Here is a 15,113-nt window from a genome sequence, read left to right as displayed (position 1 = left end):
AAAACACGCCTGATTGTTATTGATCAGGCGTGTTAATCATTATTGTAGCTACATGTGTTAATCGCTCATAAATTTGTTCTCGAATGGAACCTTCTAAGCCAATATCATCCATCGCTTCCTTCATACAAGTAAGCCAAGCTTTTGCGCGTGTAGGTGTAATTTCAAAGGGAAGATGTCTTGACCTCATAGCAGGGGGTCCAAATTCATCGCTATAAAGTGTAGGACCCCCTAAAAATTGGGTTAAAAACATTTTTTGCTTTCTCATAATCACTTTCATGTCATCCTTAAATAACGGCTTTAAATCAGGATGGGAGTATACTTTTGGATAAAAAGCTTTTACTAGCTTTTCGATCGTTTCCGCACCACCAATTACTTCATATGGTATTTCAAAGCTCACGAGTATCACCTATCTTTTCCAGTATTTCTTTCCACTATAGCAAACCATTTTATTCAAAAGTGTGATATTTATCACATTGAGTTCAGTTTAATCAAAATATGCTTAACGGGCGTCACTACAATAGTGAAATAAAAAACAAGAGTGAAATAAAAAACCCCCTATTGTTAAATTATATCTAACAATAGAGGATAGATTCAATATTCTGCTTTTTATATATTACAGTGTGAAAATGTGGTTATCTATCTGTTTTATTTGAGGTCTCGACCAGATCCATTTTGATGTAGCTGTTTTTGGATTAAAATAGAACAGTGCACCATATGAAGGGTCCCAACCTTGAATAGCATTGTACACAGCTTGGTATGCAACTTTATTAGGTTTTGTATAATATTGACCATCTGCTACAGCAGTAAATGCGTATGGTTCAAATATTACACTCTTTACGGTATTTGGAAATTTTTTCGAATCGACTCGGTTTAAAACGACGGCAGCAACTGCAACTTTTCCTTCGAACGTTTCGCCTCTTGCTTCACCATGGACGAGCTTAGCAAGCATTTCTATTTCATTAGCGGTAAATGTGTGTTTATAAAGTGCTCTCCAAGTATTTGGCCCGACAATACCATCTGGAGTAAGTCCATATCTCTTTTGGAACTTAACCACCGCATTTTTTGTGACTGGTCCAAAATAACCAGTAATAGCTTCCTTATAAGTGCCCGTTTGTTGCAAGCGGTGCTGAAGGTCATATACATAACCGCTGTTCATTCCTTGTTTAATTACTTTTGTAGTACTTGCATTTGCTTGATCTACATTAATTGTTGAAAAAAGTAATGAAAAAGAAAGAATGCATGTTAAAATGATAAAAAACCTGTGTTTTCTCACATCTATCACTCCTAATCTCAAGTTGTATGGGCACTTGAGCGGTGGTGTTTCATTGTGTATACACATTGAAAAGTATAGAGGGACACACTACAAGTCACAATAGTAGATACTTGGTTATAAGGGGGGGTTTTTCTTGAAAAAGTCATTTTATCAATTTGTGTTAAAATATAGAACTACCAAAAAAAATGATAGGTTTGGTCAATTTGCAGAGGAAGTATACAAGGACCATGGATTCCCAAAGTATTCACATGATTATTATGAAATTAGTAATTACTTAGAGTTAGGGGATACATCACTTCAGTCAGTCACAATTTTTGATGAACTTTGGTCCGTTTACGAAATAGAGGTTTTAGAATGATAAAAAGCCCTCATAGGAGGGCTGAATGTTATAATGCAGTTCTATCTTCAATTATACGTTTCTGTTTATTTTTATAAACCTTAATTTCCTTAATAAATAGATTGGTTTTGGATTTTGCAACAAAGCGAATAAGATTTGTACCATTCTTTAAATCAACCGATATTTTCTTCTGTTCAATTGGATTGACTGTGCTTATAAGTTTATGATTATTAAAGATTTTAATTTCATCGATAAATAGGGCTTCATATGAAATGTTAATTTCCGCATTTTTATAATCAAGAGGGATATCTTTTATATCGAAATAAGGCGCATTCTCATTAATTGCTTTAATTTTATTTATATCGATTACTTTATACTTAATTTTATCATTTATCGTATTTGCATCCTGATCCAAATATCCTTTAATTGTTTTGCTGTTTATTCGGGAGTTTTTCGTTTTTAAGTATGCAATAGCTCCGGAAACATAGGCAGCAGACATGCTTGTCCCAGTTCTTTTAAAATAGCTCTTTTGTGTGTCAGAGCTTAAAATTGCCACACCTGGTGCTATATAATCAATATCTTCACCAAAATTAGAGCGTCTGTAGATCTTTTTCATACTCGGCTTGACCGTTCCAACTGAAATTACTTCGTTAAGACTAGCAGGGAATTTGACGCCATCAGAGTTTTGATCCCCAGCGGCACCGACGAAAATTACCCCCTTCATATGTCCAAATTTAACAGCTATTGACGTTGTTGGATCAGACTTTGAGCTATAGCTCATATTGATGATATCGGCACCTTTCATTATCGCATAAAGAATACAAAGCCCATTTGGAAAATAGCCGTTTACGCCATTTTTATTTAACGTACGTATTGGCAAAATTTTTGCTGCAGGTGCATTCTTAACGATAATTCCGGAGACATGGGTACCGTGTCCAAATTCATCCATTGGATTCTGATCAAAATCTACAACGTCAATCCCATCAAGAACCTTCCCCTTTAAAAATTCATGGTTATAATCAACGCCTGTATCAATAACCGCAACAATTATATCGTCAGTATTAAAATCAGCAATAAATAAAAACAAAACAAAAATGATCGGAACAGCTAAAACCGCTATAAGAAGTGCATAATAAATTTTTTGTTTTTTTACCATTTAAACCTCACCAACTGTAACATACCATAAAAACCACTACAAAAAGAGTGCTTTATCTCACAGGTAATACAGGAATATATTTAATATTTCAACTAGATATATTGAAGCTTAATTTAATAAGGAAAACTACGCATATAGCGTAGCTTATTTTAAAAATATATAGTTTTGATCTTTTTGACAACATCTTCTATCCGATTAGAAACCTGTGGGATGGAATACCCGACAAAGAGTGGAGATGTCGAAAATCTAGGCATAATTTTTACCGCAATTTTTTCTCCTAATTCATAGAAAAATAGATTATAGCTATTACAGTTTTTATTAAAATGGTTCAAAATATAGTGGGCTGATATTTGAATGTTATCGGCAAATGATTCAATATTGTCGTGATTTTCCATTATTACGTTAAATTCGAAAAATCCCATCCTTGGATATTTAGAAATATTATATTCAATCCCATTTTTATGCTCGATTTGAATTCCGTTGAAATGTTCGTCGCTCATCGATTTCAAATAATTCATCTTTTCTAACCCGACTATTTGCATATGGGGGTGACGTAAGGAACCACCAGAGTAAGGCCCATGATTTTTGAATAAAAGTACCGACTCATATCGTTTACTATGAATTAAATTTTTCCAATGCTTAAGACCAAATGAGATGACTCGATAGAGATGGTCTTTATTATATTCGGAAAGCTCGGAGTGACATTCATCGGTTTCGATGATTACGGTCTGATAAGTATCTTCTAATGTAGGATATTTATTTTTCAGCCAGATAATCGAGCCTTCAGTTTCTAGTAGATCTGTTAGGTTGTCACGATCACAAAATGGACAATCGGCATCAGAGTTTAGTAGACTATTAGGCTTTTGTGAACCAATTTTTGAATTAAATACTAAGTGTTTGCTCATTTTAAAGCTCCTCGAATCAATATTCACGTTATTATTATTATTATAATAGTGAAATTTTATGAATGCCACTAATACGTTAGTAAAGATATTGCCTGTTTTTCTAAGGCACTTGAGCCTTTTCTTACTGATTTTGCACAATTTTGGTTTTACTCCATACAATGCTAGTAACGTCAAAGGAAATGGAGGAACGTTCATACATGCAGAAAAATAATAACATGTTTGGAAACATTGAAAAGAAAACAGGTGTTAACATGAGTGATGTTATGAAGCTGGCAAACTCTTTAGCCAATGCTAATTTCAAGGATGAAAAAACAGTCAGAAAAGTAATTGCTCAAGTTGCTCAGCTTGCAGGGAAACGAGTTCCAAAGGAAAAAGAAGACATGATTGTAAAATCAATCTTAAATAATAACATGCCAATGGATTTAAATTCTTTAACGAAAATGATGAACAAATAAAATGGGAAGGCTGACTTCAAAGTCAGTTTTTTTGCTGTTTAGGAAATTATAAAATTTGATCCTGTGGATAAATACTATAGCACAGAGAGTAGTCGTCTAGCGCAAGCGCCCAGCGACTAGTAAACTTCGCTCATCTCTTTTGCGATAAGTCAACATCGACTCGTCCCTCGACGTGTTTTGTTTATCTCAGTCGATGCGCTCTTAGTTTATACGTCGCTAATCAGGGCGCCTATAGCTTTTGTTCCTTTATGCATAAGTAAATGATTGTCAAAGGATTGAGACATTTTAGTGTGTAAGTGGCATCAAGGTAAAGGTTTTATCAGGGGATGCATTTCGATCATAGCTTCTGTATTTGATAATTGCTTGCCCTTTATTGTAAACAGTTAATGAAAGGATCTTTTCATTTTCTTCACCTTTTGTTTCTAGAACAAATAAGAGTTCATCCTTGTTTAGTTCGTATTTATGATACGTGATACCTAACAGCTGTCTCGCTGATTTCAGTGTACTTGTATCATCTTTTATAAAAGTAGCAAGATCAAGTGCTGTAATCTTTTCAGATTGAAGATAGTTGCTGATTGCTTGTTGAATATGCTGGATCGTACCTGTAATCGTTTCAGTAAAAGTAGTCATAATTGTTTTCATTTCCACCGTCATCACCTCATACTTAGTCGAAGTGTATAATCCATTGATCTTTAAAATCTAAGTAGCTTTATTTTCCTCATCATGATTTTTAGCGGTTTGCTCAGAAATTTCATATAATGGTAAAAAAGAAAGAACTTCTTTTATAAGAGTATTAACTTTTTGGTTGACAATTTCTGCCCCTAACACATGCTTTGCCTTGTGGATCAATTCTATGACATCATCTTCAAGTTTTACATGAAATACATCGTCCTCTGATTGGTTATAGAGATCGATGAAAACATCCAGTGCTTCCTGCATATGATCAATTGAGTCACTTAATTTTTGATTTTCAACCTTGGAAAGCTTCAAGGGCAATCACCTCTAGTTGTATTATGAGCAAAAGCAGATTAACTAGTCATGAAATACCTATTTTTTATGTGTGCTTTCGTTACTCATAAGATTCTTCATACTTGGTTCAACATGTATGTGGACGTAATGAATACCCAAATTCATTTTTAAGCGTTCCTCAATTAAATCAGCGATTTTATGGCCGGCTAAAATTGTAATATTTGGATTTACTTCAATAATGATATCGATCATGGCGCTACTACCGTGATATCTACCTTTTATATCATTTAACGAAAGAACACCAGGTGTATCTATTACAATACGTTCAATTTCCTGTAGCTCTTCACTTTCAAAGGCATCTGTCAGTGAAAGTGAAGCTTGTCTAAATATGTCCCATGCTGTTTTACATATTAATACCCCGACTATTAAAGCAGTGATAGTATCCACCCACGCATAACCGAATTGTGAGCCAATGATACCGATAAATGCACCTAAGCTTACATAGGAATCTGATTTATTATCCTGTGCTGCAGCCATTACAGCATGACTATTAATTTTTTTTGCAAGCTTGAAATTATACTTATAAACAGCAAACATTACAAAGAAGCTAAATAAAGCAGTCCAAGCGGCAAGCATATCAGGAGATTCTTGTTTGACATGTATAACTGAGAGCAGTGCATTATAAAGAACTTGAATTCCGACAGCCATCATAATAAAAGATGCTAATAAAGAGGCGACAGTCTCAGATCGTAAATGACCATATTGGTGATTTTGGTCTGGTGGCTTACGTGATATTTTTAATCCAATTAAGACAGCAACTGATGCAATAATATCTGTCGAGTTATTGAGTCCATCAGCGGATAGTGCTTCTGAACCGGAAATATTACCAATGATCAGTTTTATAACGGCAAGAAAGATATAGGCAAAAATACTAATCCACGCGCCTATTTCTCCTTTTCTAATAGTATTGATAGTCTCCATTTTGTATAAACTCCTTAAAATCATCTCAAAGCATTATAAACATAGCATAACCAAATAACAAATTCCATTTCCTATTGAATGAGCGTAATCATGTAATACAAGAATTCACATTATTGTCAAATCTCAAATATGGTGGATATAGATACTGTTAATTTGAACTTCAAAAAGGTTTTGATGTGTGATTTGAAAATATTGGTCCTATAATCTTTAGCTAGATTCACAGTATGATAAAGTTAGAAAATAACCTAACTATTTTAGTAGAGTGGAAATTACAACTAGGATGTGGACAAGATGACTACGAAATATAGGAAAACCACGAAACACATGAAATTTTTGAAACTTTTATTGGGTACTTCAATAGCAGCAACTACCTTTTTTCAAGTTCCTGATTATTCACAGGCAAACAGTTCAATTCAAATTGTAATCTACGAAGAAGTTTATCCTTTTAAAAATGCGCCGATAATCAAAAATGATCGAACGTATATTCCAATCCGTGAGGTAGCCGAAAGCTTAGGTGCCTCTGTTTGGTGGAATGAAGAATCAAATAGTGTAGGTATTTCAAAGGATGGGCGTGATGTAAGCTTTATTATAGGTTCAACTGTAGCTCGTATGAATGGGGATCAAGTTAAAATGGACAAGGCTTTACTAACAAACGGAATTACGAGGGTACCATTACGGTTTTTAAGTGAAGCGTTAGGTATGAACGTTACATGGTCAGATGTATCGAGAACAATCAATATTAAATCTTTTCCGAAATTAAAAGCAAGGTTTGTTCAAGTTGAGCTAGAAGCGAATACTGATGTTGTTCCTAAGAGCGGTGACGTAAGTGGGGTTCAGTTATATTCTGTTAAACCTGGTGATACATTATCTAAAATATCTTCAAAATTTGGTATGACGGTTGCTGACATAAAGTCATTAAATCAATTAAAATCTGATATAATCCATTCCAGTCAGCTATTAAAAATAGATTCACAGAGTAATAGTGAAGGTCTATCAACTATCAGCCTTCAGCCGTATATTATTCAGACAGGAGATACGATCTGGGGGATTAGTGTGAAGTACGGCGTACCTATGAATGAAATACTAACATTAAATAGCTTGACCACAAAAAGTCAACTAAGTAAAGGACAGACGGTATTAGTTCCGGTTCATCATATTCCAGTTCAAGCAACCGTAAGTGAAAGACATGGAGAGTATTTGGATTGGTGGTCAGAGGCTCAATACATTTATTCAATTGGAACGGTTGCAACTGTCACGGATTACCAAACTGGAAAAAGCTTTAAGGTTAAACGAACAATCGGAGCAAATCACGCAGATAATGAGCCTTTAACCGCTAATGATTCCCAAATCGCAAAACAAATATGGGGAGGATTTAATTGGAATACTCGCCCAGTCATTGTTGAAGCAAGTGGGCGAAAAATTGCTGCTTCCATGTCCTTTATGCCCCATGACATCCAGTATATTGAAGACAATAATTTTAACGGCCATTTTGATATTCACTTTAAAAATAGCACACGTCATAAGGATGGAAAGATAGATTTTGAGCATCAAGAAAAAATAAAAATAGCTGCCGGTGTCCAATAATCGAAAATTAGTGAAGTGAATATATTCGTTTTTACAAAAGATAGCGAGTAATAGCTGATGCTATGTACTGCTATCTTTTTTTTATTGTTTAAAATCCTGCGGATAAATACTATAGCACAGAAAGTAGTCGTCCAGCGCAAGCGCCCAGCGAGTAGTAAACTTCGCTCATCTCTTTTGCGATAAGTCAACATCGACTCGTCCCTCGACGTGTTTTGTTTATCTCAGTCGATGCGCTCTTAGTTTATACGTCGCTAATCAGGGCGCCTATAGCTTTTGTTATGTAAAAATCACTTTGCATATTACTTTAGTGAGTTTGGCTATAATTTGTAATGAGGTTGTTATGAATTAGGTGGTGATTTTGTTGCAGAGAAAACAAAATATTACAAATCATTTTTTCTCAAAAAAATGGCTCGAAATAGTAGAAGAGGTTACTTTTTTTTTCTAAAAAAAGCCAGGTTGTATGGTATCGAGGACAAAATAACAATCATAGTGAGGGCGACCGTTATTCTTTATTATCAGGGTTATTTAGATTAAACTTTCCGATAGAAAGAATTATCGAGTGGGAGGAACTTAGCTATAAGCGTTTTTTTGAGAATGGTTATGAACTCCACAAAACTGATAATGAATGGGACCTACTTTATTTAATGCAACAATATGGAGTGAAAACGCGACTTCTTGATTGGTCGGAATCCTTTGCGGTTGCATTATACTTTGCCACAAAAAATTGGCAGCGAAATAAGCCATGCTCCGTGTGGCTTCTTGATCCTATCAAATTAAACCTTACCTTTCATAACTTTGGAGAATTAAAAAGTATGCCGAAAACAGGTTCTTTCCTAAAAGAAAGAATAAATTTTAATAAAACAATGGCACTTAGTCCAACTATGAATACGTATCGGAGTTTGTCTCAACGAGGATTTTTCACACTTCAAGGGAATACAAAAAATGGGCTTGAGGATGAAGAAAATGGCATCCTGTTTAAGAAAAAAATATTAAAGCATATTCAAATAGATTGTGATTTAGAAAACGATATTGATTTGTTTTTAAATTTGAGCGGCATGAATCAGCTAGCTCTTTTCCCTGATTTAACCGGACTTGCTATGTATGTGAATCAGTGGACAACAACTGAACTTAAGAAGAAAAGGCTACAGGATGAAAGCTCGTATGATAATAAAGAGTTTTTTCGTGATACATCTACAGGTATTGTACTATGGCAAGAAGATGAACATATGTACCGTTAAGGATAGCCACAATGAAGTCCTATAATAGACTACATCTGTTTAATATAATATAGTTATTATTGATAAGTATAAAGAAACTAGTAGTCAAAGTAGTAAAATATAAAATCATGAGACAAATCGTAAAAAATTGTAAGAGGGGTATTTTTATGCAGGCAGTAAAAAAAGGTGAATGGCTTGACGTGCTCATTACTAACGAATGGGTTGGACAAACGGTTGACACCATCCTTAAAGAAAAATGGAAAACACCAAAAAAGCTATTACACCAATACCGAATGGAAAAAAACGTTCAACTTAATGGGACTGCCTTGTCACACTTTAATATGCAGGTAAACAAAGGTGATCGGTTACAAATACGGCTGTTTATTCATGAGGACTATGGTGTAATTCCTGAATATATACCGATTTCTATTTACTATGAGGATGACCATTTATTAATCGTGGGTAAGCCCGCTGGCATCAATACCCATCCTAATGAAGGCCAAGGGCATACATTGGCAAATGCAGTTGCTTTTCATTTACAATCTGAAGGAATTTCAACGAAAGTTCGCCATATTCACCGCTTAGATAAGGAAACTTCAGGTGGTATCGTGTTTGCGAAACACCAGCTTGCAGGGACAGCTCTTGATCTTTTGCTTGAAAAAAGACAAATATCGAGAACATACATAGCTTTTGTACATGGAATTGTAAAGAGAAAATGTGGGACGATTAATGAGAGAATAGGACGAGACCGTCATCATCCATCAAGGAGAAGGGTCTCTACGAGCGGTGATTCTGCTGTTACTCACTATGAAGTAGCTGAGGTATTCGCAACACATAATATAACAATGTTAAAGATAAAGCTTGATACAGGGAGAACACACCAAATTCGTGTTCATTTGAGCTATTTAGGCCATCCGATCGTTGCAGATAAGCTTTATGGCGGTGCTACAGCTAGAGGCTTAGCAAGACAAGCATTACATGCAGAACACATTTCGTTCAGCCATCCGTTTAGTAACGAACAAATCCAGGTTTCAATACCTTGGCCGGAGGATTTAATGAACCTTTATAAAATGATTAGAAAATAGAAATATTGTGCTGTCAAGTGTATACATTTCTTGTTTTTTCGTAAAAACTAAGGTGAACCTTTTTTAATATGGTTACGACAACAGAAGAGAGGTGCTTGTGGTGAAAAAGAAGAATGAAGACTTCAATTTAAGCTATGAGTCTGATGGAGAAATGGGTTCCCAAAAGTCAAAAAACATTCAGGAAGAAATGGAAGTAGCAGAGGAACAATTTTTTAATACAACTCAACATAGTGAATAAAGCCTAGAGATATTTCTCAATGGCTTTTTTCTTTTTTTATGTACTACAAACTATTGAACTTGTCACATGATATAATATGGTAAGCTTAGAGGTAAGGGAGTGTACGCTGTGGAATATGGAAAAAAGCAAGAATGGAAGGTTAAAGGGATACAGATTTCCTATATATTTGGTCTTTCTTTAATTATTACGGCAATTATTTACTTTTTTGCTGCAAACTGGCCAGGTTTTGACAAATGGATGAAAATTGGATTAAGCGTTAGCTTGATCGTCTTTTTTTATATTATTTCCTTTGTTTTAGGAAAGCTTGTTAAAAAACATCCATTTTTAAGTGACTTGTTTCTCTTTTTAGGATGTTTATCATTTGGAGTTGGAGTTGCACTTTTAGGTCAGATTTATAATTCACATGCGGACAGTTATATGCTATTTATGATTTGGTCCATTCCTGCACTATTATTTAGTATTTTTACGAAATATCAGCCCTTTTATATTCTTTCATATGGATTGCTTCATTTTACTTTGTGGTTTTATCTTTTTCCATCATCAGGTTTTCAATATGTACCGAAAGAGTTCGCACAATGGATACTTCTTATAACAGCGCTTGTTAACGGAATCTTGTATTTAGTAACGGACCGAGGTATTTTGAAATCAAGACCGCTTCAATATTGTAGCTTTATTATGATGCAAATCATATTGCTTGGGTTAACGATGGAGGAATTATTTGATTGGTTTAATGTTTTTGTCAGTTCTTTATTCATCCTACTATCCATCGCTTTATATATTTATATATTGAAAAAACAATTTAATAAACCATTTTTAGTATTAGTAGGGTTATTTTCAATAGCATTTATCATCATTAAATTTATTGAATTTATTGATTATATTGGTTCAGAATATGTTTTTTTATTTACAATATTTATCCCGTTTGTTATTGTTGGTTTCGTCATATTTGGGTTGAGGAAGTGGAGGCAAAATCAAAGAGGAGAACAACAATCATTTTTGAAAAAAATAATTGTTGGGGTAGCCACTGCAGTTGCCTCGATTATTGCAGGAAGCTCTATTCTCGGTATCTCCTATCTCTTTTTTGACGATGTATCATTTACGTTTTTCCTGTTTTTCGCCATTGCCTTAATTATAATTGGGGTTCTTATGGAAAAATGGGATCAAGTTATTCGTTACACACTCTTGTTTACAGCCTTTTTTCTTGGAGTACCCGCTACATTTTTAGAAAGTAGTAGTTGGTTAGGCTTATTATTTATCGGAGCATTAGTATTTGTTTTTTGGAGTATTCAAAGCTCAGGCTTTCGCTATGTAACTTATCTAGTAACAATGATTTCGTTTTTTGCTGTAATTAATGATATTAATTACGATATTGAACTTGTTTTTGGTTTAATACTAACGATTAATCTTGCTATTTATTTTGGTACAACAAAAGTTATCGATGATGGGCGTCTTAAAGACGTATTAATAAATAACAGTATCTTTTATGGGATGTTCTCATTTTTCTTTTTAACCTTTTTATTTGAAAATGAGCCGATCTTATATTATTTCACAAATGGCAGTTATTTCGTTTTGACCACACTTTATGTGCTGCTAACTTTAAAACAAAATCATAAAGTCCATCACTGGATATTATTGTTATTTTGGTTTGCTTTTATCGTTTATAAGTACTATGACCTTGTATGGGGATTATTGCATAAATCAGTAACATTTTTGATAACAGGTCTTATCATTATTGCAATTACAATTAAATTTGATAACATACAACTCGAAGGTAGTGGAAGGAAACCAAGAACAATGGCAATGGTTACAGCAATTGTAACCATTATTGCGGTTCAAATTGTGACTCTTGGAGTGCAAATTCAGAAAAGTGAACATCTATTAACAAATGGTGAATTAATCAAGCTGGAATTAGCCCCTATTGACCCGCGTTCTTTACTCCAAGGCGATTATTTAGTGTTACGTTATGACATTTCATCGCTTGAGCTGGACGAGGATGTATCTTGGAACGAGCGTATTTTTGTAGGTTTAGAGGAGAAGACCGGCGGTGTATATGAATATAGCGGAGTTTATGCAACTGGTAAAGCCGTTCCCGACGATATAAAAAATCGTGCAGATGTATGGATAACAGGGAAATTTAAAGGGTATGAAAATATTGAGTATGGAATTGAAAATTATTTTGTGCCCGAAGGAACTGGATGGGATTTACAAGAAATTATCAACTATGCTTATGTTCGGGTTGCTGAAAATGGAGATGCACTACTTGTAGATGTAGCTCGAGACTAATTCTTTTTATTCCGATTTGATCATGATGAATACATTTATTCGCCCTAGTGAATTCTAGTAATGAAAACAATCTTAAGGAGCGAATGATATATGGATATTAAGCGGGCCAAGCAAATTATTACTTCGCCAAACGAGGTCACAGTGAAATATAATGGTGTATCTGTATGGTTAAAGCATACAAATGAAACGGACCAGTCTGTAAGTGTATTTATGAAGGATAATCCAGACGATGTGATGATTGTACCTGTTGCAGAATTAGAAGAAAAATAAAGATCGAACAAAGGGGGCTGTCCAAAAATCTTACATTATGACTTTTTGGACAGTTCCTTCCTTATTCAGTTATCTTAGTTAGCTTGGCGATAATTGGAAGAGCCTCACTCATATTCCTAACAATGTAATCAGCTCCTGCTCCTTTATTTACTCCGTGCGTATCAATAAGGATTGTTTGACAGCCTAGCTGACGAGCTGGATCGATTTCATTAATTAAATTATCACCAACACTCAAAATCTCATCGAAAGGAACATGATAGTGTTGCTGAATTTCTTCAAACCATTTTTGTGTTGAAATTGGTTTATTTCCATTGAAAAATTTTTTTGAAAAGAGCTCATCAATTTTTAATTTTTTTAAGATAGCCTCACTGTCTGGCTCAGGACTATTGGTTAACATAAATAAATCAATGTGATTATCTTTAAGTGAATTCAACATCTGTTTTAAACCAGGGATTGGCTTCATGATAAAGTCTTCACACATCATAAAGCTCCGTGTTTCTAAAAACGCTTCATTACTTTCTTTACCATCTAGTCCATAATGTGTAGCAATACTAATTAATACCCACCATATATCACCACAATTTAACATGGAGTGGAAATCGTATGTAATTTGGTCAGGATATAATTCATTGATTAATTCCTTATTAAGTTGGGTACCATTCCACTCAAATGCTTTCTTTACATACCCGTTATCTGTTACTAAAATAAGGTCTCGCTTGACATCATAAATTCGACCTACTTGCATTGGATGTTTATAAACAATGGAGAGTTCATAATCGTCACGAAAATCAGCTTTATGATTGTCCGTAATTCTTTTTTCTAACTGATTTGCGTAATAATCGAAATGATGAGTATCCTCATATAGAGTACCGTCTAAATCAAATACGATTGCTTTAACTTTTGATTTGTCCATTTTTAGTTATCAATCTCCTCACTATTATGTTCGAGTATAAAAATATAAATATATATGTAAGATAATACCAAAAAAATAGTCAAAATTAAAAGCCGTTTAACTTAAGATAAACAGCTAGAGTCCAATATATTAAATTAAATTTAATGAATAACAGTTAAATCATCTTTTCGAATCGCATCGATAACTTGATTAATTTCATCGTCGGTTAAGCTTCGTAGTCTATTGTTTCTCCGACCAACAAATAGAAATTTACCGGGAATATTCATACGGTTTTCCATACAGCTTTTTTTATTTTCATACCGTTCGAGGTTACATATAATAATAATATTAGGTTCACTTGTTGGGATTGCTTTAATATCATTACCAAGTATTTCTTTTAAATTTTTATAATTTCCGTTAATTAATTCAACATATGGAGGAACATTTGGTTCGCATATAATGACTTTCATTGAAAAAGCCCCTTTGCATAAATTCTCTATTTATCATTTTACCATGATAACAAGTAACGAGTAGCTATTAATGTTTGGAAATAATTTATGATATTCTTAACATAGTAAGAAAAAAATTGAAGGAAAGACTTAAATTTTGTAAAAAGGAGGATTTTTTACGATGACTTTTAAAACGATTGAAGATTGTACGGCTTTACATAACGGTGTGAAGATGCCGTGGCTTGGCTTAGGAGTTTATAAAGTAAACGATGGGAATGAAGTTATCAATACTGTAAAAACAGCGATCGAAATCGGATATCGAAGCATTGATACAGCAGCTCTTTACAATAATGAAGAAGGTGTTGGCAAGGCGATCAAGCAAACGAATATTCCAAGGGAAGAACTATTTATTACAACAAAGGTTTGGAACGATCAACAAGGATATGATTCAACACTAATTGCATTTGAAGAGAGTAGGAGGAAGCTAGATGTTGATTATATCGATTTATATTTAATTCATTGGGCTGTAAAGGAAAAGTATATTGAGACGTGGAAAGCTCTTGAAAAGCTTTATCAGGATGGGGCAGTACGGGCAATAGGAGTATGTAATTTTCAAATCCATCATCTTAACGACATCATTTCAAATTGCACAATAAAGCCAATGGTTAACCAAGTAGAGTTACACCCACGGTTGTCACAAACAGAGCTTAGATCATTTTGTAATGAAAATGAAATTCAAATAGAGGCATGGGCACCGTTGATGCGTGGGAGAATTTTAGATAATCCAACTATTATCGAATTAGCACAAAAATATAATAAGAAGCCATCGCAAATTGTTTTACGGTGGCATTTACAAAATGGTGTCGTAATAATTCCAAAATCAGTACATAGAGAAAGGATCGAGGAAAACGCAAATGTATTTGATTTTCAATTAGACGGTACTGATATGAACGCTATTGATGCATTAAATACAAACGAACGCACGGGGCAGGACCCTGATCATTTTAAATTTTAATTGA

The 15,113-nt window shown here is 34.2% G+C and carries 17 protein-coding genes and 1 pseudogene; 9 read left to right on the top strand and 9 right to left on the bottom strand.

Going from position 1 to position 15,113, the window contains the following annotated elements; translation table 11 throughout:
• Positions 1-16: 16 nt before the first annotated feature.
• Together D612_RS0109540 and sleB are read right to left on the bottom strand one after the other, a co-directional pair.
• Positions 17-397 (bottom strand): globin domain-containing protein, encoded by a 381-nt coding sequence (locus D612_RS0109540; RefSeq protein WP_017755236.1) that lies wholly within the window; start codon positions 395-397, stop codon positions 17-19.
• 216 nt (positions 398-613) lie between these two features.
• Positions 614-1,273, bottom strand: coding sequence for a spore cortex-lytic enzyme (gene sleB, locus D612_RS0109535; protein ID WP_017755235.1), 660 nt, complete (start codon positions 1,271-1,273; stop codon positions 614-616).
• A 133-nt stretch (positions 1,274-1,406) separates the two neighbouring features.
• Here sleB and D612_RS0109530 point away from each other — a divergent pair, with 133 nt between their 5' ends.
• Entirely contained in the window at positions 1,407-1,631 is a 225-nt protein-coding gene (locus tag D612_RS0109530) for a YozE family protein (RefSeq protein ID WP_017755234.1), read from the top strand.
• A 28-nt stretch (positions 1,632-1,659) separates the two neighbouring features.
• On the opposite strand, the gene D612_RS18730 is transcribed toward D612_RS0109530, so the two are convergent.
• Both D612_RS18730 and D612_RS0109520 read right to left on the bottom strand, forming a co-directional pair.
• Positions 1,660-2,766 carry a S8 family peptidase gene (locus D612_RS18730; protein WP_017755233.1) on the bottom strand — a complete coding sequence of 369 codons (1,107 nt, stop codon included), beginning with the start codon at positions 2,764-2,766 and terminating at the stop codon, positions 1,660-1,662.
• 149 nt (positions 2,767-2,915) lie between these two features.
• Positions 2,916-3,671, bottom strand: coding sequence for a DUF4931 domain-containing protein (locus tag D612_RS0109520; protein ID WP_017755232.1), 756 nt, complete (start codon positions 3,669-3,671; stop codon positions 2,916-2,918).
• Between the two features lie 197 nt (positions 3,672-3,868).
• Between D612_RS0109520 and D612_RS0109515 the strand changes: the two genes are divergently transcribed.
• Positions 3,869-4,126, top strand: a complete 258-nt coding sequence (locus tag D612_RS0109515; protein WP_017755231.1) for a stage VI sporulation protein F — start codon at positions 3,869-3,871, stop codon at positions 4,124-4,126.
• A 285-nt stretch (positions 4,127-4,411) separates the two neighbouring features.
• Here the strand turns inward: D612_RS0109515 and D612_RS0109510 are convergent, their stop codons facing one another.
• Genes D612_RS0109510 through D612_RS0109500 form a run of 3 tightly spaced genes read right to left on the bottom strand, consistent with a single transcriptional unit; the run spans position 4,412 to position 6,076 of the window.
• On the bottom strand, positions 4,412-4,774 hold the full coding sequence (locus D612_RS0109510) for a hypothetical protein (protein ID WP_017755230.1): 363 nt from the start codon (positions 4,772-4,774) through the stop codon (positions 4,412-4,414).
• Between the two features lie 51 nt (positions 4,775-4,825).
• A complete protein-coding gene (locus D612_RS18215) occupies positions 4,826-5,116 on the bottom strand; it encodes a hypothetical protein (RefSeq protein WP_017755229.1) in 291 nt (96 codons plus the stop codon).
• Positions 5,117-5,173: 57 nt separating this feature from the next.
• A complete protein-coding gene (locus D612_RS0109500) occupies positions 5,174-6,076 on the bottom strand; it encodes a cation diffusion facilitator family transporter (protein ID WP_017755228.1) in 903 nt (300 codons plus the stop codon).
• Between the two features lie 291 nt (positions 6,077-6,367).
• On the opposite strand from D612_RS0109500, the gene D612_RS19025 reads away from it, so the two are divergent.
• From D612_RS19025 to D612_RS0109465, 6 genes and pseudogenes are all read left to right on the top strand, one after another.
• Positions 6,368-7,660, top strand: a complete 1,293-nt coding sequence (locus D612_RS19025; RefSeq protein WP_017755227.1) for a copper amine oxidase N-terminal domain-containing protein — start codon at positions 6,368-6,370, stop codon at positions 7,658-7,660.
• Positions 7,661-8,130: 470 nt separating this feature from the next.
• Positions 8,131-8,898 (top strand): annotated as a pseudogene (locus D612_RS0109485) (FRG domain-containing protein); the annotation flags it as partial.
• Between the two features lie 146 nt (positions 8,899-9,044).
• Positions 9,045-9,962, top strand: coding sequence for an RluA family pseudouridine synthase (locus D612_RS0109480; RefSeq protein ID WP_017755225.1), 918 nt, complete (start codon positions 9,045-9,047; stop codon positions 9,960-9,962).
• A gap of 100 nt (positions 9,963-10,062) precedes the next feature.
• Complete coding sequence (locus tag D612_RS19750; RefSeq protein ID WP_017755224.1) at positions 10,063-10,200, top strand: hypothetical protein; 138 nt, start codon at positions 10,063-10,065, stop codon at positions 10,198-10,200.
• 108 nt (positions 10,201-10,308) lie between these two features.
• The gene (locus D612_RS0109470) at positions 10,309-12,483 is read left to right on the top strand and encodes a GDYXXLXY domain-containing protein (RefSeq protein WP_017755223.1); all 2,175 of its coding nucleotides are present in this window, start codon (positions 10,309-10,311) and stop codon (positions 12,481-12,483) included.
• Between the two features lie 90 nt (positions 12,484-12,573).
• Entirely contained in the window at positions 12,574-12,753 is a 180-nt protein-coding gene (locus D612_RS0109465) for an H-type small acid-soluble spore protein (protein WP_017755222.1), read from the top strand.
• A gap of 61 nt (positions 12,754-12,814) precedes the next feature.
• On the opposite strand, the gene D612_RS0109460 is transcribed toward D612_RS0109465, so the two are convergent.
• A complete protein-coding gene (locus D612_RS0109460; protein WP_017755221.1) occupies positions 12,815-13,666 on the bottom strand; it encodes an HAD family hydrolase in 852 nt (283 codons plus the stop codon).
• 140 nt (positions 13,667-13,806) lie between these two features.
• Complete coding sequence (locus D612_RS0109455; RefSeq protein ID WP_017755220.1) at positions 13,807-14,115, bottom strand: DUF3846 domain-containing protein; 309 nt, start codon at positions 14,113-14,115, stop codon at positions 13,807-13,809.
• A 160-nt stretch (positions 14,116-14,275) separates the two neighbouring features.
• On the opposite strand from D612_RS0109455, the gene D612_RS0109450 reads away from it, so the two are divergent.
• Entirely contained in the window at positions 14,276-15,109 is an 834-nt protein-coding gene (locus D612_RS0109450; RefSeq protein WP_017755219.1) for an aldo/keto reductase, read from the top strand.
• The last annotated feature ends 4 nt before the right edge of the window (positions 15,110-15,113 follow it).

The organism is Calidifontibacillus oryziterrae (assembly GCF_000331575.1).
Classification (GTDB): Bacteria; Bacillota; Bacilli; order Bacillales; family Bacillaceae_J; genus Calidifontibacillus_A; species Calidifontibacillus_A oryziterrae.
This window is presented reverse-complemented; position numbering and strand designations above follow the sequence as displayed.